Source organism: Bradyrhizobium sp. LeoA1Lang, from assembly GCF_055413685.1.
In genome coordinates, this window is sequence record NZ_JBVAPG010000159.1 from 1 (window position 1) to 18,011 (window position 18,011).

The 18,011-nt window shown below is 63.7% G+C and carries 17 protein-coding genes and 1 pseudogene; 12 read left to right on the forward strand and 6 right to left on the reverse strand.

What is annotated here, in order from left to right; genetic code table 11:
- From ACZYOF_RS35005 to ACZYOF_RS35015, 3 genes and pseudogenes are all read left to right on the forward strand, one after another.
- Nucleotides 1–104, forward strand: a pseudogene (locus tag ACZYOF_RS35005) (IS110 family transposase); the annotation flags it as partial.
- A 383-nt stretch (nucleotides 105–487) separates the two neighbouring features.
- A complete protein-coding gene (gene rnd, locus ACZYOF_RS35010; RefSeq protein ID WP_282530473.1) occupies nucleotides 488–1,642 on the forward strand; it encodes a ribonuclease D in 1,155 nt (384 codons plus the stop codon).
- 125 nt (nucleotides 1,643–1,767) lie between these two features.
- Nucleotides 1,768–2,832, forward strand: a complete 1,065-nt coding sequence (locus tag ACZYOF_RS35015; RefSeq protein WP_463718611.1) for a LysR family transcriptional regulator — start codon at nucleotides 1,768–1,770, stop codon at nucleotides 2,830–2,832.
- Here the strand turns inward: ACZYOF_RS35015 and ACZYOF_RS35020 are convergent.
- Together ACZYOF_RS35020 and ACZYOF_RS35025 are read right to left on the reverse strand one after the other, a co-directional pair.
- Complete coding sequence (locus tag ACZYOF_RS35020) at nucleotides 2,822–3,784, reverse strand: autotransporter outer membrane beta-barrel domain-containing protein (RefSeq protein ID WP_463718612.1); 963 nt, start codon at nucleotides 3,782–3,784, stop codon at nucleotides 2,822–2,824. The genes ACZYOF_RS35015 and ACZYOF_RS35020 overlap by 11 nt on opposite strands.
- A complete protein-coding gene (locus tag ACZYOF_RS35025) occupies nucleotides 3,777–3,992 on the reverse strand; it encodes a hypothetical protein (RefSeq protein ID WP_463718613.1) in 216 nt (71 codons plus the stop codon). The genes ACZYOF_RS35020 and ACZYOF_RS35025 overlap by 8 nt, the downstream gene beginning before the upstream one ends.
- A 384-nt stretch (nucleotides 3,993–4,376) precedes the next feature.
- Between ACZYOF_RS35025 and ACZYOF_RS35030 the strand changes: the two genes are divergently transcribed.
- Entirely contained in the window at nucleotides 4,377–4,580 is a 204-nt protein-coding gene (locus ACZYOF_RS35030) for a cold-shock protein (RefSeq protein WP_130581408.1), read from the forward strand.
- Between the two features lie 77 nt (nucleotides 4,581–4,657).
- Here the strand turns inward: ACZYOF_RS35030 and purN are convergent, their stop codons facing one another.
- Together purN and purM are read right to left on the reverse strand one after the other, a co-directional pair.
- Nucleotides 4,658–5,311 (reverse strand): phosphoribosylglycinamide formyltransferase, encoded by a 654-nt coding sequence (gene purN, locus ACZYOF_RS35035; protein ID WP_463718614.1) that lies wholly within the window; start codon nucleotides 5,309–5,311, stop codon nucleotides 4,658–4,660.
- Nucleotides 5,308–6,381: a phosphoribosylformylglycinamidine cyclo-ligase gene (gene purM / locus ACZYOF_RS35040; protein WP_394569533.1), complete on the reverse strand. Its 1,074-nt coding sequence runs from the start codon at nucleotides 6,379–6,381 to the stop codon at nucleotides 5,308–5,310. Before purM ends, purN begins: the two co-directional genes overlap by 4 nt.
- Before the next feature lie 159 nt (nucleotides 6,382–6,540).
- Here purM and ACZYOF_RS35045 point away from each other — a divergent pair, with 159 nt between their 5' ends.
- From ACZYOF_RS35045 to ACZYOF_RS35065, 5 genes are all read left to right on the forward strand, one after another.
- Nucleotides 6,541–7,083 carry a CDP-alcohol phosphatidyltransferase family protein gene (locus ACZYOF_RS35045; RefSeq protein WP_028165891.1) on the forward strand — a complete coding sequence of 181 codons (543 nt, stop codon included), beginning with the start codon at nucleotides 6,541–6,543 and terminating at the stop codon, nucleotides 7,081–7,083.
- A gap of 133 nt (nucleotides 7,084–7,216) precedes the next feature.
- On the forward strand, nucleotides 7,217–7,894 hold the full coding sequence (locus ACZYOF_RS35050) for a P-loop NTPase family protein (RefSeq protein ID WP_463718615.1): 678 nt from the start codon (nucleotides 7,217–7,219) through the stop codon (nucleotides 7,892–7,894).
- A gap of 127 nt (nucleotides 7,895–8,021) precedes the next feature.
- Nucleotides 8,022–10,202: an RNA degradosome polyphosphate kinase gene (locus ACZYOF_RS35055; RefSeq protein WP_463718616.1), complete on the forward strand. Its 2,181-nt coding sequence runs from the start codon at nucleotides 8,022–8,024 to the stop codon at nucleotides 10,200–10,202.
- Between the two features lie 21 nt (nucleotides 10,203–10,223).
- The gene (ppx, locus tag ACZYOF_RS35060) at nucleotides 10,224–11,726 is read left to right on the forward strand and encodes an exopolyphosphatase (RefSeq protein WP_463718617.1); all 1,503 of its coding nucleotides are present in this window, start codon (nucleotides 10,224–10,226) and stop codon (nucleotides 11,724–11,726) included.
- 214 nt (nucleotides 11,727–11,940) lie between these two features.
- Nucleotides 11,941–12,780 carry a TonB C-terminal domain-containing protein gene (locus ACZYOF_RS35065; RefSeq protein WP_463718618.1) on the forward strand — a complete coding sequence of 280 codons (840 nt, stop codon included), beginning with the start codon at nucleotides 11,941–11,943 and terminating at the stop codon, nucleotides 12,778–12,780.
- 46 nt (nucleotides 12,781–12,826) lie between these two features.
- On the opposite strand, the gene ACZYOF_RS35070 is transcribed toward ACZYOF_RS35065, so the two are convergent.
- Together ACZYOF_RS35070 and ndk are read right to left on the reverse strand one after the other, a co-directional pair.
- Nucleotides 12,827–13,666, reverse strand: coding sequence for a TerC family protein (locus ACZYOF_RS35070; RefSeq protein WP_130581401.1), 840 nt, complete (start codon nucleotides 13,664–13,666; stop codon nucleotides 12,827–12,829).
- 294 nt (nucleotides 13,667–13,960) lie between these two features.
- On the reverse strand, nucleotides 13,961–14,383 hold the full coding sequence (ndk, locus tag ACZYOF_RS35075; protein WP_130581400.1) for a nucleoside-diphosphate kinase: 423 nt from the start codon (nucleotides 14,381–14,383) through the stop codon (nucleotides 13,961–13,963).
- Nucleotides 14,384–14,833: 450 nt separating this feature from the next.
- Here ndk and ACZYOF_RS35080 point away from each other — a divergent pair, with 450 nt between their 5' ends.
- From ACZYOF_RS35080 to abc-f, 3 genes are all read left to right on the forward strand, one after another.
- Nucleotides 14,834–15,082: a sulfur globule protein precursor gene (locus ACZYOF_RS35080; RefSeq protein WP_463718619.1), complete on the forward strand. Its 249-nt coding sequence runs from the start codon at nucleotides 14,834–14,836 to the stop codon at nucleotides 15,080–15,082.
- A gap of 172 nt (nucleotides 15,083–15,254) precedes the next feature.
- The gene (locus ACZYOF_RS35085) at nucleotides 15,255–15,455 is read left to right on the forward strand and encodes a hypothetical protein (RefSeq protein WP_463718621.1); all 201 of its coding nucleotides are present in this window, start codon (nucleotides 15,255–15,257) and stop codon (nucleotides 15,453–15,455) included.
- 100 nt (nucleotides 15,456–15,555) lie between these two features.
- Complete coding sequence (abc-f, locus tag ACZYOF_RS35090; RefSeq protein ID WP_463718620.1) at nucleotides 15,556–17,433, forward strand: ribosomal protection-like ABC-F family protein; 1,878 nt, start codon at nucleotides 15,556–15,558, stop codon at nucleotides 17,431–17,433.
- The last annotated feature ends 578 nt before the right edge of the window (nucleotides 17,434–18,011 follow it).

Genomic DNA, 18,011 nt, shown 5'->3' on the forward strand with positions numbered 1-18,011 from the left:
GAAAGGAAAAAATGGTCATTCGCATTGCGCTCGCCCGTAAGCTCCTGGTCCGCCTCAACGCCAAAGCACGCGAGGCGCGTGCCGCTTACGCCAATGCAACTTGACAATCCAGATAGTCGCTCGTCCACCATCGCGGCGGCGCACGGCCGGTAACCAAATCCCTTAACAGACCATCAACCCGATCCCGACAAGTCTTACGACTTTGTTAGGGAGATTGCCGATGGAAGCCTTTGCTCTTGAATTCGTGGGAATGGCGATGGTGGCTCTCTGCCTGGTCGTGCTCGCAATGCCCGCCGCACGGCGGCCCTCCAAGCATGGGCGTCACGAGTAGGGCGGCCGCCCGACCACTGTTTTCGCCCGGCCGGCGCCTCCGCGGCCTGTTCCCCGCGGTCTGACCTGAGCCTATGCAGGGCCAGAATTGCAGCCAAGCCCCTTGACATACCTGCGCTTTCGGCAGAACGCGTGTCGGAAGCGTCATGGACTGTTCATGGATCTGATCAACACCACCTGGGAACTGCAGGCGGCCTGCGACCGCTTGGCCGCCCACCCCGTCATCACCGTCGACACCGAGTTCCTGCGGGAGACGACCTACTACCCCCTACTTTGCGTGCTGCAAATGGCGAGCCCGGATGAGGCCGTCGTGATCGACGCGCTCGCCCCCGGCATCGACCTGACACCTTTCTTTGAGTTGATGGCCAACGAGCAGGTGCTGAAGGTGTTCCACGCCGCCCGGCAGGACATCGAGATCGTCTGGCACCGCGCCAACACCATCCCGCACCCGATCTTCGACACACAGGTTGCGGCCATGGTGCTCGGCTATGGCGACAGCATCGCCTATGACCAGCTCGTCGAGCGCATCACCGGCCATCGGCCGGACAAGACCCACCGCTTCACCGACTGGTCGCGCCGGCCGCTCAGCGCCGAGCAGACTCAATACGCCGTCGCCGACGTCACGCATTTGCGCGACGTCTTCACCGCGCTCGACGCGGACCTGAAGAAGCGCGGCCGCAACGACTGGGTCAGCGAGGAGATGGAGATCCTGACCTCGCCCCGCACCTACGACTTCCATCCGGAGCGCGCCTGGGAGCGGCTGAAAACCAGGGTGCGGAAGCCGCGCGAGCTCGCGGTGCTGATCGAGGTCGCCGCGTGGCGCGAGCAGGAGGCGCAGAGCCGCGACGTGCCGCGCTCGCGCGTGCTGAAGGACGAGGCGGTCGGCGATATCGCAACACATGCGCCGACGTCGCTGGACAAGCTTGCCAACCTGCGCTCGCTGCCGAAAGGATTCGAGCGCTCGAAATGGGGCACGGACATCATCGCCGCCGTGCAGCGCGGGCTCGCCCGCGATTTCGCGAAACTGCCGAAGATCGAGAAGCCGCGCAACAATTCCAATGGTGCAGCGATCGTCGAACTGTTGAAGGTGCTGCTCAGGATGACGTCGGAGCGACACGCGGTCGCAAGCAAGGTGATCGCGACCGTCGATGATCTCGAGCAGATCGCCGCCGACGATCATGCCGACGTCGCCGCCCTGCACGGCTGGCGGCGCGAATTATTCGGCGAGGCGGCGCTCAAGCTCAAGCACGGCCGGCTGGCGCTTGCGATCGACAAGGGACGCGTAGTCAAGGTGGAACGCGCCAAGGAGTAACGGGGTAGTTATCGCCTTGCGCAGACCTAGCGCACTTATGTTGAAATTCCAGGTCGCAAGCAACATTTTGTGCACCTTCATCGCCTAGGTTGCGGCATCATCCCTTTACACGGGACAAGAAACGCATGCCGCATGATCTGGCCGGCAGCGCTGCGCCCATGCAGCGCAAGAAACTTGAAGACGCGCTTCGCCCTGAGTGGGGAGATTTGCGGGTGTTCCTGCTCTGCGCACGGAACCGCAGCTTTAGCCGCGCCGCCGACGTCCTCGGCGTGCCGGCAACCGCAATGATGCGCAAGATCGACAAGCTCGAGGACGATCTCGGCTGCAAGCTGTTTTCACGCGACGAGACGCAACTGGCGCTGACCGGCGAAGGACGGGCGCTGCTGTTCGATGTCGAGCAGATGGAGCGTCTCAGCCTCAACGTCGTCAGGCGCGCGCGTGCGCCGGCGGAGGTGAGCGGCACCGTGCGGATCGCGGTGACCGAGGGACCCGGGAATTTCTGGGTGCTGCCGCGGCTGATCACGTTCGAGCGGACCCACCGCAACATCATCGTCGAGCTGCGTTGCGTATCTGACTGCGCTGAAGTTCCGCGGCAGGAAGCCGACATCTCGCTTCAAATCGAGCGGCCGAGCGATCCCGAACTGATCGCGACAAAGATCGGCCGGTTGCACATCCACGCTTTCGCCTCGAAAGCCTATCGCGATGCCTACGGCCTGCCGACATCGCTCGACGAGCTGAAGCATCATCGCATCGTCAAGCAGGATGGCGTGCCGCATGGCGACGGCACCTACAAGCGGATCCTCGGCGTGGACTCGCTGGAGGGCATCGTCGGCATCTCCACCAATTCCAGCGTGGCCGCGCTCTACGCCGTCGAACAGGGCGCGGGAATCGGCTTCCTGCCGAGTTCGGTGATTGCGCTCGGCGCGCCGCTGGTCGCGGTCGACCTCGGCGTCAACCATCAACTGGATCTATGGCTCTGCTATCATCGCCAGTTCCGCCACTCGGACCGCCACACGCTGATGATCGAATGGCTGAAGAGCATCTTCGATCCCAAGGTCTATGCCTGCTTCCGCGACGAATTCATCCATCCCGACGAACTGACGCCGCTGATGGTGGGATCGCGCGAGCATTTTGGATTGCAGAACTACGTGGCGCCCAAGCCTTTCCCGACCGAGGCGACTACCACTTGAACTCGACGCCGACAGCGCCCTGGTGCGACTGCATCGAGGCGCGGAATTTTCCGTCGTAGTTGAGATAGAGCCGCGCGGTATTGGTCAGGTTGAGCGACGCCACCGCGCCGGCATCCGCGCCATACTGGCTTTCAGCAATGCCCTGCAGCGTGATGCTCTGACTGCCGAGGCTGACGGTGATATCGCCAAAGTTCTGCGCGACATTGTCGACGAACTTGCCATAGGCCGAGAGGTCGAACACCTTCTGGTCGAAGATCCAGTAGTGTCCGACTTCCGCCCCGATCATCACCCGCATCCGCTCCACAGTGGCGGCGCTGGCGAAGACCGGATCGAGGCCGCCGAACTCCTGGAATGATCCGGTCCTGGCGCGGACATATTCGAGGCTCGCCTTCGGCACGATGCGGCTCTGGTCCTTGTCCCAGTAATAGCTGAGCTCGCTCAGCGCGCCATCGAGCTTGGCGTTGTAACCCGCCGTGGCAAGACCAAAGCCGGTGTCGCGGCTGGAGCGGATGTTGCCGAAGCCGTGCACCACAGCGATCGCCCAGGTCCACGGCCCCTTGTCGACGGTGGCGTGGGCGCCGAACTGGGTCAGGTCGATGGCCGCCGATTGCAGCGCGAGCGGCACATCGATGTCGGTGCGACTCTGGTCGACGGAGAAGCCGAGATTGACGCCCGGCGCGATTCGCGCACCGATGCCGGCCACCCCGCCCCAGGTCTTGCGGCGGTCGCCGACGAAATCCCCGACTGCGTCGTTGCGCGCCGAGATGCCGTAGCCCTCGAACCAGGTGCGGAGGAAGCGCGGCGCCTCCACGCTCTCGGAGGCACCTCCTCCACCGGGGTTGGTCCGCGCCATGCGGTTGAAGCCGTTGGCCGCCTGGTTGCCGATCCGCTCCAGGAAGTTGCTGCCAAGATTGGCTATCGCCGAGCCCGCCGCGAGATCGGCGTTAACCATGCCGGCTGTCGGCGACGGGATCGGCGTCGGACTTAGGCTCGGCGTTGGACTCGCCGCTGGGGGTGGGGTCGGGGTTGGTGCAGGCGTCGGCGGCCGCGATTGCGCCTGCGCCGAACAGATCGTGCCGATGGCCAGGCAAAGCGCGGCCGCAATCGCCCATGCCAGGCCGCGGCAGCCTCTGACGGAGCTTGCCCCCGACGGGCGCCACGAGCAGCGCATGTATTCAATTCCCAAACGACGCGAGCCTGAAAATGCGTAAAAACAGCTGTAAATATCGGCCGATTTGCCCCTACTTCACCGGGAGCGTCAATCAGCCGGCCTTGCACACTTCGCCTCAGGCCGCAGCATTGTTGTCGATCGGCCACAGGCGTTGCCGCGGAGCACCGATTTTCCGTGGCGCACCAGAGGCTTGCTAACTTGCAGTTTTCGTGTTGCAATCTCCGGCACAATCGGATTGGGCCGTTCGACTGTGCGTTTCGTGACCTTGAAGTCTAAGAATCGGATTTTGATCAGACTGCCGGAAACCGGTTTGTGGCGTGGCACGCGCAAAGCGTGGCCGCGTCTTTTTTACGTCTAGACGAGGAGACAGGCGATGCCGAAGGGTACCGTCAAGTGGTTCAACCCAACCAAGGGTTATGGGTTCATCAAGCCGGCCGTCGGCGACAGGGACGTCTTCGTCCATATCTCGGCGGTTGAGCGTGCGGGACTCTCTACGCTCAACGAAAACCAAACAGTCGAGTACGACCTAGTGGAGAACCGCGGCAAGGCATCCGCGGAAAACCTCAAGGTCTCCTAGACTCCAGTCACGATCAGCTCTGGCACTACCCCCGGCATCACCCCGGGGGGATTTCTTTGACGGACGCGGACGTTGCACTAACTTGCCGCGGGCGAAATCAGCGTGCCGTCTGACGCTGCGTTTCCCGCTGTCTTGCAGACATCGCCTTCCAGCGTGAGCCGGCCTGCCGCAAGCAGCCGCAGCGCTTCCGGATAGATCTGGTGCTCGATCTGGATGACGCGGGCCGCCAGCGTCTCCGGCGTATCGTCATCGGCGACCACGACCGCGCCCTGCACCACGATCGGCCCGGCATCGGTCTCCGGGATCACGAAATGCACGGTGGCGCCCGAGATCTTCACCCCTGCCTTAAGCGCCTGGCCATGCGGATCGAGGCCGGGGAAGCACGGCAACAGCGACGGATGGATGTTGAGCATCCTGCCGTACCAGCGCTGCACGAATTCGGCCGTGAACAGCCGCATGAAGCCGCCGAGGCAGATCAGCTCGACGTTCTTCTCGTCGAGCGCGCGCTGCAGCCTCGCCTCGAAGCCGGCGCGGTCCTTGCCGAACGGCTTGCTCTCGATGACGATGGTCGGAATGCCGCTCGCGCTCGCCTTGGCGAGGCCTGGGGCGTCGGCGCGGTTGGAGATCACGACGACGATCTCGGCCGGAAAGTCGTCCGCCTTCGCGGCATCGATCAGCGCGACCATGTTCGATCCGCGCCCGGAAATCAGGATGGCGACTCTGCGCTTCATTGCGAAAGATCGAGATGGCCGTTGTAGACTACGCGATGCTCGCCGGTCGCGTGGATCACCTCACCGAGCAACGTCGCGGTCTCGCCACTTTCGGTGAAGACCTCCATGACCCGCTCAACCGCATCCGCTTTCACGATCGCGATCATGCCGATGCCGCAGTTGAAGGTGCGCAGCAGCTCGAGCTCGGCGATACCGCCCGCTTCCGCCAGCCATTTGAACACCGGCAGGACCGGCAGCCGGGCGAGATCGATGCCGACACCCAGGTGCTTCGGCAGCACCCGCGGAATGTTGTCGGTGAAGCCGCCGCCGGTAATGTGCGCCAGCCCCTTGATCGCCCCGGTCTCGCGGATCGCGCGCAGGCAGGATTTGACGTAGAGCTTGGTCGGCGTCAGCAGCGCGCCGCCGAGCGTCATAACCGGCGAGAACGGCGCCGGCGCGTCGAAGCTGACGCGCGACTGCTCGACGATCTTGCGCACCAGCGAAAATCCGTTGGAGTGAACGCCGGACGAAGCCAGGCCGATCACGGCATCGCCAATGGCGATATCCGGTCGCGGCAAGAGCGTCCCGCGCTCGGCGGCCCCGACCGCAAACCCGGCGAGGTCATAATCGCCGTCCTTGTAGAGCCCCGGCATCTCCGCGGTCTCGCCGCCGATCAGCGCGCAGCCGGATTCGCGGCAGCCCTCGGCGACACCCGCGACGATCGCAGCCGTCGCCTCCGGATCGAGCTTGCCGCAGGCGAAATAGTCCAGGAAGAACAGCGGTTCCGCGCCCTGCACGACGAGGTCGTTGACCGACATCGCCACCAGGTCGATGCCGATCCCGTCATGCAGCCCGGTCTCGATCGCGATCTTGACCTTGGTGCCGACACCATCGGTCGCGGCCACCAGCACGGGGTCCTTGAAGCCGGCCGCCTTCAGATCGAACAGGCCGCCGAAGCCGCCGATCTCGGCGTCCGCGCCGGCGCGCGCGGTGGCACGGACCATCGGCTTGATCAGATCGACCAGCCGGTTGCCGGCATCGATGTCGACGCCGGAATCCGCGTAAGTGAGGCCGTTCTTGCGCTCGGTCATGCAAAATTCCAGTTGAAGACGGCTGGTTACGAGGAATTCCGCCCCCGCGCAATGGCTCGCAAGGCGGCAGGCGGTATACTATGTAGATAACGACCGGCTCAGCCCCCAGAGGGGCCGAATCTTCCGTAAATTCAGGCCGGTAGCCGGGAAGCGACCGAGTTGAGCATACCCAATATCATCACGCTGGGCCGCATCATTCTGGTGCCGGTCATCGTCTGGGCGATCGTCTCCAGCCAGATGGAAATCGCGTTTGCGATCTTCGTGATTGCCGGCGTCAGCGACGCCGTCGACGGTTTCCTCGCCAAGCGCTTCAACATGACGAGCGAGCTCGGCGCCCTGCTCGATCCGCTCGCCGACAAGGCGCTGCTGGTGTCGATCTATGTGGCGCTCGGGATCTGGGGCGCGGTGCCGCGCTGGCTTGTCATCCTCGTGGTGTCGCGCGACATCATGATCGTGGCGGCGGTGATCGTGTCCTGGCTGTTCGACAAGCCGGTCGAGATAAAACCGCTGATGGTCTCGAAACTTAACACGGGAGCTCAGGTTGCCTTCGCAGCCCTGGTGCTGGCCTCGCTCGGTTTCGGTTTCCAGCCAAGGCCTTATGATCTGATCCTGATGGGATTTGTCACCATCTTTACTTTGGTTTCCGTCTCCCTCTATCTCGTGGAGTGGGTGCGGCACATGAGCACGATCGAAGCGCGCTAGAGCGCTTTCGAGCTAAGAGCGTTTTCGAGCGAAGTGGGCACCGGTTCGCATAGCAATCAAGTTTACGCAGATTGCGTAGACTTATCTGCGCAGAAAACGCGTCAAGAGAATGAAAGCCCCGGAGAGTTTTTGCGTGGCAGGTAGCGTTCACCCTCGTCAGCTTGCGTTGGCGCTGCCGCATGCGGAGAGCCTGACCCGCGACGACTTCCTCGAGGGAACGGCGAATGAGGCCGGCCTCGCTCTGATCGAGAGCTGGCCCGACTGGCCGAACCGCATCATGCTTCTGGTCGGCCCCGAAGGATCGGGAAAAAGCCACCTCGCCGCGATCTGGGCCGAGCGGGCCGGCGCGCGCTCGACAGCGGCGCACGCACTGTCGGCCGAGACCGTGCCGGCGGACCTCGCGACCGGCGCACTCGTTGTCGAAGACTTGAACCCGCACGGCTTCGACGAGCGCGCGATGTTTCACCTGCTCAATCTCGCCCGCCAGGACGAAGCCTTCGTGCTGATGACCGCTCGCATTCCGCCGTCGGCGTTCGAGATCGAATTGCGCGACCTCCGGTCACGGCTGCGTGCGGTGCCGACCGTGTCATTGTTGCCGCCAGACGATCTCTTGTTTCGCGGCCTGATCGTCAAATACTGCACGGACCGCCAGATGACCGTGGACGAATCACTGGTGAGCTATCTCGCCAGCCGGATCGAGCGCTCCTACGCCGCCGCCCGCCAGGCGGTGGAACTGCTCGACACCGAGGCGCTGCGGCTGGGGCGGCCGGTGACGCGGGCGCTGGCGGCGGAACTGTGGCGCCACGCCTGACCCTGTGACTTGACGGCGCTGGCGCGGAGAACGTCAATGTCATCGAAACGTCATCCCCTTATCACAAGGTTTGCGTTGCCTTTGCTTAAGTGGCTCTGGCCCTGAACGCGAATGGATCGAGAACTTCATGGAATCGGCACAACCTATTGAAGTACAAGAGAAAGAACAGGTTGCTGAGAGGCTGCCGGCGATCGCGACGAGCCCCGAACGCTTCATCAACCGCGAGCTTTCCTGGCTGCATTTCAATCGCCGCGTGCTGGAAGAGGCCGTCAATCCCGGCCATCCCGCGCTCGAGCGGGTGAGATTCCTGTCGATATCCGCCAACAACCTCGACGAGTTCTTCATGGTCCGCGTCGCCGGTATCAAGGCGCAGGTCCGTGAAGGCATCCCGGAGCGCAGCCCCGATGGCCTGACGCCATCCGAACAGCTCGTCCTGATCAACCAGACCGTTTCCAAGCTCGCCTCCGACCAGCAGGCGATCTGGAGCGACCTGCGCACGATGCTCTCGGAAGTCGGCATCAACCTCGTCGATGGGCGGGACGTCACCAAGACGGAGCGGGCCTGGATCGAGGATCATTTCCTCCACAGCATCTTTCCGCTGCTGACGCCGCTCGCGATCGATCCGGCGCATCCCTTCCCGTTCATTCCGAACCTCGGCTTCACGGTGGCCCTGCAATTATCCCGGGTCTCCGACGGCAAGGCGATGAACGCGCTGATCCGCATGCCCGGCAAGATCGACCGCTTCATCCGCATCCCCAGTGATGGCCGGCTGCGCCTGATCACGTTGGAGCAGGCCACCGGCCTCTTCATCGGGCGCCTGTTCCCGGGCTACACGGTCAACGGCCAGGGCGCCTTCCGCGTCATCCGCGACTCCGAAATCGAAATCGAGGAAGAAGCCGAAGACCTCGTCCGCACGTTCGAGACCGCGCTGAAGCGACGCCGGCGCGGATCGGTGATCCGGCTGGAGATCGAGGCCAAGATGCCGGAAGAGCTGCGCCTGTTCGTGCAACACGCGCTCAACGCCGCCGATGACGAGGTTTTCCTGGTCGACGGCGTGCTGGCCATGAACGAGCTGTCGCAACTCACCCGGCTCGACCGGCCCGATCTCGAATTCACACCCTATGTGCCGCGTCATCCGGAACGGGTGCGCGACCATGGCGGCGATATCTTCGCCGCGATCCGGCAGAAGGACCTGATCGTCCACCACCCCTACGAATCCTTCGACGTCGTGGTGCAGTTCCTGCAGCAGGCCGCCCGCGATCCCGACGTCGTCGCCATCAAGCAGACGCTCTATCGCACCTCGCAGAATTCGCCGATCGTGCGCGCGCTCGCCGAAGCGGCTGAAGCCGGCAAGTCGGTCACGGCGCTGATCGAGCTGAAGGCGCGCTTCGACGAGGAAGCGAACATCCGCTGGGCGCGCGACCTCGAGCGCGCCGGCGTGCAGGTGGTCTACGGCTTCATCGAGCTCAAGACCCACGCCAAATTATCGATGGTGGTGCGCCGCGAGGGCGGCAATCTCACGACCTATGTCCACACCGGCACCGGCAACTACCATCCGGTGACCGCGCGCATCTACACCGATCTCTCCTACTTCACGTCAGACCCGATCATCGGCCGCGACGCCGCGCGTGTGTTCAACTACATCACCGGCTATGCCGAGCCGAGCGACATCGAGAAGATGGCGGTGTCGCCGCTCACGCTGCGCAAGCGCATGATCGAGCATATCCAGGGCGAGAGCAACCATGCGCGACACGGCCGCCCGGCCGCGATCTGGATGAAGATGAACTCGCTGGTCGACCCCGACATCATCGACGCGCTCTATGAAGCATCGCAAGCGGGAGTGCCGATCGAACTCGTGGTGCGCGGCATCTGCTGCCTCAGGCCGGGCCTGCCCGGGCTTTCCGAGAACATCCGCGTCAAATCGGTGATCGGCCGCTTCCTGGAACACGGCCGAATCTATTGCTTCGGCATGGGATATGGCCTGCCCAGCGCAAAAGCGGCTGTGTATATCTCCTCTGCCGACATGATGCCGAGGAACCTCGACCGCCGTGTCGAAGTGCTGTGTCCGCTGCAAAATCCCACGGTGCATCAGCAGGTTCTCGAACAGATCATGGTCGCGAATCTGAAGGACACCGAGCAGAGCTGGCAATTGTTGCCCGACGGATCGTCAACGCGTATGAAGGCCGCGAAAGGCGAAGAGCCTTTCAACCTTCATAATTACTTCATGACGAATCCAAGTCTGTCGGGCCGTGGAAAGTCTCTCAAGGAATCTTCGCCCCGCCGGCTTACTCGCCGCAACGAGCGCTAGCCACCACAAGGGGACTTTCCGGTGAAGCGACCGCGCAAGCGCGCTACCAGCGTCGCTGTCATCGATATTGGCTCCAACTCGGTGCGTCTCGTGATCTACGAGTCGCTGTCGCGCAGCCTCATCACGCTGTTCAACGAGAAGGCGCTGTGTGGTCTCGGCCGCGAGGTGCAGAGCACGGGGCTTCTTGCGGAGGATGCGGTCGCAAAAGCGCTGACGGCGCTGCGGCGGTTTCGCGCGCTGTGCCGGGTCCAGAGGGTCGGCCACGTCTATGCGATCGCGACAGCGGCCTGTCGCGACGCCAGGAACGGTGCTGATTTCATCGCCGAGGCCGAGCGCATCTGCGGAACGCGGATCGAAATTCTATCGGGTCCACGGGAAGCCAAGCTCTCCGCCCTGGGCGTCGTCTCCGGCGTGCACAAGCCCGACGGCATCGTCGGCGATCTCGGCGGCGGCTCGGTCGAACTGATCGACGTCAAGGGCAATCGCGTCCACAGCGGCGTGACGCTGCCGCTCGGCAGCCTTGCGCTGCAGGACCTCTCGGACAAATCGCTGAAACGCGCCGAGCGCATCGTCCGCAACGAGCTGTCTGAGGTTCCGCAGCTCAAGGCGGGCCGCGGCCGCAATTTCTACGCGGTCGGCGGCACCTGGCGCGCGCTGGCGCGCATCCACATCATCCAGAGCGGCTATCCGCTCAAGGTGATGCATGGCTATTCGATTCCCGCCGCCGACGCGCTCGATTTCGCGCAGCGCTTGCGCCGGCTGGCGGCAACCAACATGCTCGCCAATATCGAGGCTGTGGCCGACGCGCGGCGGCCGCTGCTCACCTACGCCGCGCTCGTTCTTGAATACATCATCCGGGTGGCAAAGCCGAAGACGATCGTGTTCTCCACCTTCGGCGTGCGCGAAGGCCTGTTCTACGAAATGCTGCCGCCAGCCGAGCGCGCCAAGGATGGCCTGATCTGCGCAGCGCAGACGATGAACGGCCTGCTCTCGCGGTCGGCGCGCCATGCCGAGGAACTGATCGCCTGGACCGATCGGCTCGTGCGTGTCGTGAGGCTGCGCGAGACCGACGAGGACCGCAGGCTGCGTCATGCCGCCTGCCTGTTGTCTGATATCGGCTGGCGCGTGCATCCCGATCACCGCGGCGAGGAGACGCTCAGCCTCATCACCAACGGCAATTTCGGCTCCATCACCCATCAGGGCCGCACCTTCGTCGCGCTCTCGGTGTTCTACCGCTACGCCGGCTTGAGTCTTGAGAACGAACCGCCGGAAATCGTGCAGGAGATGGTGCCGCATACGATGCTCGAACGCGCGCGCCTGCTTGGCGCCGCGTTTCGCGTCGCGCACCTGATCTCGGCAGCACGACCCGGCGTGCTGCCGTCGACGCATTTCCGCACCGACGGACGCAAACTCATGCTGGTGTTCGAACACCGGATGGTCGATCTCGTCGCCGACCGCGTCGGCAGCCGCTTCAAGCAACTGGCGCGTCTGGTCGGGCGCACCGGTTCGATCGTGCGGCGCTAGAGCATGATCCGGAAAAGTGGAAACCAGTTTTCCCTCGCGACAAACGCGAAGCGTTTGCGCGGAGATCATGCTCAAACAAAGAGTGCCGTAGCCCGGGTGAAGCGCCAGCGTAACCCGGGGGTCGCTCGCAACGCGGCTGCAGGTGTCCCGGGTTACGCGTTCCGCTCCACCCGGGCTACATGCTGTCCGCTGATCGCGGCACAGTGGAGGAGCGATGCAGGACATTCAGGCGCTGCAGCGATACGCCACGCTCGACGTCTGGCGCGAGCGCTGGTCGACGGTGGCGATGATTGCTGTGGCCCTGGTGCTGGCGCTCGGCCTGTTCGCGCTGATCTGGATGGCTCTGCGTAGCCCCGAGCCGGCGCGGCGCGAGCCGACGATCATCCAGCTTCTGCTTGTTCCCCCGCCACCTCCGCAGCGGCCTCCCGAGCCGGCGAAGGAGACGACGCAGCGCACTCTGCAGGCGCCGCCACCCGTCCCGGTCCCCCCGAAGAAGGTGGTGAACAATCGCCGGGATTCCGTCGCAGCCGCGCCGACACCGAAGCCGAAGCCCGCGCCGCCGCAGCCGAAGACAAAACTGCCCCCGGTGTCGGATCCGTTGAGCCTGGACGCGCCTCCCGATTGGAGGCAGGCCGCTCTGCCGAAGGGATCCAACGCCGGCACTCTCATCGGCGGGGACGGTGACAACGGCGGAGGCAGCGGCTGCGGCACCGCCAGCGCCTATCTCACGATGATCACCTCGCAACTCCGCAACGTGGTCGAGCGCAACGCGAGAGCGGACAGCCGCAAGTTCCAGGCCCAGGCCCAGCTCTGGTTCGACGACCTCGGAAACGTGCAGCGGAGCCAACTCGTGCGATCGGCTGGAAATGCCGATCTCGATGCCACGATCACAAAGCTGCTGAAGGAAATCAGTATCGGCAGGGGACTGCCGCGGTGCGTCCAGCCCATTACGGTCTGGGTCGGCAACCCCTGGACCGGCGTCTTCAGGGACGCCGACAACAAGCCGGTCACGCCAAGCCATGTGGAGGTCTGGCGAACGTATCGCCGTCCCTAGAGCATAGCCCCGAAAAGGTTTTCCGAGCAGACCATGCCCAAGTGAGTCAGGCCGCCTTGGCGGCCCGCTCGGCGTGATGCATTGCGCGTCGGCGCCAGATCGATCCGACGACCAGCACCACGATGACGCCAAGCAGCGCCAGCGCGATCTCGCCGCCATGGCCGCCGCCGGCAAAATGCGGACCGATGCCGAGCGCCCCCAGCCAGGAATCGAGCGCGCCGCCGACCGGTCCGGCAAACAGCGCATCGAGCTTCGGATCGACCGCCGGATCGGTCGCGATCACATCGCCGGCGATCCACCCGAGCAGCGCCGCGCCGGCCCAGACCAGCACCGGCAGCTTGTTGAGCAGCGCCATGATCAGCGCCGCGCCCGCGACGATCAGGGGTACGCTGATCGCAAGACCCAACACCAGAAGCGGCACGCTGCCATTGGCCGCGGCGGCAACCGCGATCACGTTGTCGAGGCTCATGACAATGTCGGCGACGACGACGATCTGCACCGCCGCCCACAGATGCGCGGCCGCATCCACGCTGTCCTCGTCCTCGTGTTCGGGAACGAGTAGCTTTGCCGCGATCACGATCAGCGCCAACCCGCCGACGAGCTTGAGGTAAGGGAATTCCATCAAGGTCGCGACGATGCCGGTGAAGATGATGCGCAGAATCACCGCGGCCGCCGCGCCGAAGATCATGCCCCACAACCGCTGGCGCGGCGCGAGCCCGCGGCAGGCCAGCGCGATCACCAATGCGTTGTCGCCCGACAACAACACATTGATCCAGATGATCTTGCTGACGGCGACCCAGAACGTCGTGGTCGCCATCTCGCTCTTGAACTGCGTGAAGAAAGCCGCGAGGTTCGCGGGATCAACGATCTGCCACAGCCAGTCCACAGCGCTTCCTTTCGGCCTTGCGACCACCCCTGGCGACGCTCAAGCCGCCGCAACTTCGTTGTATTAGAGCACGATCCGGAAAAGTGGATACCGGTTTTCCCTCGCGACAAACGCGAACCGTTTGCGCAGGAAGATCATGCTCAAACAAAGAGCTAAAGCGGGATGACGATTCGAAGAAAAGTCATCACGCTTTAGAGCGTTCTCGAGCGAAGTGGATACCGGTTCGCCTGAAGAAAACGCGTCAAAACTAAAATCCAGAGCTTCGGTCCTGATTCAATCAGAACCGAAAATGCCCTAGCCGACGATCTCGTTGCCCGAGAAGAACTGCGCGATCTCGATCACGGCCGTCTCCGGGGCATCGGATCCATGCACAGAATTCTCGCCGATCGATTTCGCATGGAGCTTGCGGATCGTGCCTTCGGCGGCCTTGGACGGGTCGGTGGCGCCCATCACGTCGCGATATTTGGCGATCGCCCCCTCGCCTTCCAGCACCTGGACCACGACCGGGCCGGAGGTCATGAACTCGACCAGCTCGCCGAAGAACGGGCGCGCCTTGTGGACGGCATAGAAGGTCTCGGCCTGCCCGCGGGTCATGCGAATCCGCTTCTGGGCCACGATCCGGAGCCCGGCCTTCTCGATCAGTGCGTTGACCGCGCCGGTCAGGTTACGCTCCGTCGCGTCGGGCTTGATGATCGAGAAAGTGCGTTCAATCGCCATGATATCGTCCTTGCAAACGCTGGTTAACGAGTTGCGGGGCTTATATCGGCGTGATCCCGCAACGGCAAGCGACCCGGTGTCGCCCTGGCCTTAGAGCATGATCCGGAAAAGTGGAAATCGGTTTTCCGAAAAGATCACGCTCAAACAAAGAGATGAGATCATGATCCGATCCGTCTAATCGGATCATGATCTGGTTTCGGCACGATTTGGCGACCAGGGATCGGCATCGCCTTCGGGTGGCTCAGGGTTAACCAGGCCGGATTACGACAATTTCACGAACGTGAACCCATTCTGTAGCTGGCGTCGCGCTCCCGTTCAGACCGCGCGGTCTAGGCTGTTCACCGATCGGACGCCTTCGAAGCTCATCCACAAAGCTAAATGCGAGGGCGTCACGAGAGACATTGTCACCGCCGGCGCGTCTAACGGGCGCCGAAACTCGAGGAGACGACCATGCTACGTAAATTCTCGCTTGTCGCTCTTGCCGCGGCCTCGCTCGGCGCGGCTGCGCTGGCGCCGACCTCCGCCTCGGCATGGGACGGTTGGCACGGTGGCTGGCATCGTGGCTGGGGCTGGGGTCCGCGCGTCGTTGTCGGCGGTCCCGCCTACTACGGCGGCCCCGGCTATGGCGGCTGCTACACGCGCCGCCTGGTGCCGACCCCCTGGGGCCCCCGCTGGCGCCTCATCAACCGCTGCTATTGACCTGACCTGAGCTCCCCCAGACTTGAGCGCCCCGGCTGCAACGCCGGGGCTTTTTTGCGCACCTGGAACCCACTGGTCTGCTATCTCTGAGCGAGGATACGAGGCGCGACGATTGGAAACAAATTCGGCTCTTGGGACTTGACCTTGCGAGATTTCGTTCAAGCAAGGCGAGATGGAACTCGCCGAGAGACCGATCATGAATAGCCGAAGCCACACTGATTCTGAGCTGCTCGATCACAAGACCTGCCGGTCCATTTGCGACGCGGTTGGCGAACGGCTGCAGCAGAGCTTCCGCCCGGAGGCGTCCCTGACGTCTCATTTGCAGCACCTGCTGGATGAGATGCGCCGACGCGAGGAAGACGGCCTGCATTGACCGCGGCCGCCCTCGGGCAACTCTGCGGAGCTGAAAAGCTAGAGTATAATTTACCGGACTGATGGGCTGCGTTTGGCGGCGGCTCCGGTGACAACGCCGCATGCTTTCCATCTCCGATATCTCCGTCCGCATCGCCGGGCGGCTTCTGATCGAGAACAGCTCGGTACAGATCATCCCAGGCGCCCGTGTCGGCTTTGTCGGCCGGAATGGCGTCGGCAAGTCGACGCTGTTTCATGCCATCCGCGGCGATCTTCCGCTTGAAGCCGGCAGCATCACCATCCCGCCACGCTGGCGGATCGGCAGTCTCGCGCAGGAAGCGCCCAATGGTCCGGAAAGCCTGATCGAGGTCGTGTTGAAGGCAGATCTCGAGCGCGACGCGCTGCTGCGCGAGGCCGAGACCGCGCACGATCCGCACCGGATCGCGGAAATCCAGACCCGGCTCGTCGACATCGGCGCCCATTCCGCCCCTGCCCGTGCGGCCGCAATCCTCAGCGGCCTCGGATTTTCGGCCGCCGACCAGGCGCGGCCATGCGCCGAGTTTTCCGGCGGCTGGCGCATGCGGGTTGCGCTTGCCGCGACGCTGTTTGCGGCGCCCGATCTGTTGCTGCTGGACGAGCCGACCAACTATCTCGACCTCGAAGGCACGCTGTGGCTGGAGGATCATCTTGCCCACTATCCGCGTACCGTGATCGTGATCAGCCATGACCGCGACCTCCTCGACACCTCCGTGGACCAGATCCTGCATCTCGATCACCGCAGGCTGACGCTCTACAAGGGGACCTATTCCTCGTTCGAGGAACAGCGCGCCACGCGCGAAATGCTCGATGCAAAGCACGCCAAGCGCCAGGCCGAGGAACGCAAGCGGCTGCAGGCCTTCGTCGACCGCTTCAAGGCCAAGGCTTCGAAGGCGCGCCAGGCGCAATCGCGCATGAAGATGCTGGAGCGGAAGATGCTGGAGCGGATGAAGCCGGTCACCGCGCTGGTGACGCAGGACGTGCACGAGATTTCGTTCCCGGTGCCCGAGAGGACGCTGTCGCCGCCGATCATCGCCGTCGATGACGTCGCTGTCGGCTATGATGCGGACAAGCCGGTGCTGAACCGCGTGACGCTGCGCATCGATACCGATGACCGCATTGCGCTGCTAGGTGCCAACGGCAATGGCAAGTCGACCCTGGTGAAGCTGCTCGCGGGCCGGCTCGCGCCGTTCTCCGGCAAGATCACGCGCGCGGAAAAGCTCTCGGTCGGCTATTTCGCGCAGCATCAGGTCGACGAGCTCAATCTCGACGGCTCGCCCTACGACCACATCCGCAAGCTGATGCCGGATGCGCCGGAGAGCAAGGTGCGCGCCCGCGTCGGCGCCATCGGCTTTTCCGGCAAAGCGGGGGATACGCTGGTGAAGAGCCTGTCGGGCGGCGAGAAGGCACGGCTGCTGCTCGGCCTTGCGACCTTCGCCGCTCCCAACATGATCATCCTGGACGAGCCGACCAATCATCTCGACATCGACAGCCGCGCCGCGCTCGCCGAAGCGATCAATGATTTTCCCGGCGCCGTGCTGATGGTCTCGCACGACCGCTACCTGATCGAGGCCTGCGCCGACCGGCTCTGGGTCGTCGCCAACCACACCGTGACGAGCTATGACGGCGATCTCGACGACTATCGCAGGACGATATTGTCCGCGAATGAGATACGCCCGGCTTCGCGCGAACGCAGCAAGGAGAGCACCAAGCCCGAGCGTCCGAAAAGCGAGAAGCGCATCCCGCCGAAGCAGCGGATCGTGCAGGCCGAGGCCGAGATCGAACGCATCACCGGCATCATTGCCAAGATCGACACCGCACTCGCGCTGCCGGACCTGTTCACGCGCGATCCGAAGCAGGCCGCACAACTCGCCCAAGCGCGCGCCGGCGCAGAAACCGCACTGCAGCGCGCCGAGGAAGAATGGCTGGAAGCAAGCTCGCTCTCAGATGAAGCGGCAGGTTAGCCCGCTGCCTCGCGTCCTCATCCCGAGGAGCCGCGAAGCGGCGTCTCGAGGGATAGCCACGGACTCCCCATTCTCCGTCATTCCGGGGCGCGCGAAGCGCGAGCCCGGAATCCATTCAACCACTTGCGCTGGCGGAGAAATGGATTCCGGGCTCGCCGCTTCGCGACACCCCGAAATGACAGCCGAGAAAAATTCGCCAGCTATTTCAACGTGATTTGCCCCGTCCAGTCCTCGCGCAAAAAACATTCCGCTTCCGTCGTCGGGCAAATCAGTGATTTAACTCCGCGCGTCTCACGCGAATGAGGGGCGGCTCGCGATCGTCACGAACGTTGCGGTGAGATGCGGTGGACGCGGGTGTTGCGACTGACGAGCGTGACATCAGCGGACGGCGAAGTCGTGTGGTCCTGGCGCCCCGACGCTGGCGCTAAGTTCTGCGGTTAACCTGCAGAGCGACGGTGGCAAGAAAGCCCGGTCACCGGCTATCCGATTCACACATTTTTGAGCCTCAAAGTGGTGCCGTATTTGATGCGACGGAAGGCTTCGAGGCCCAGGCGCATCACCTTTGGACCAGGCTTTCC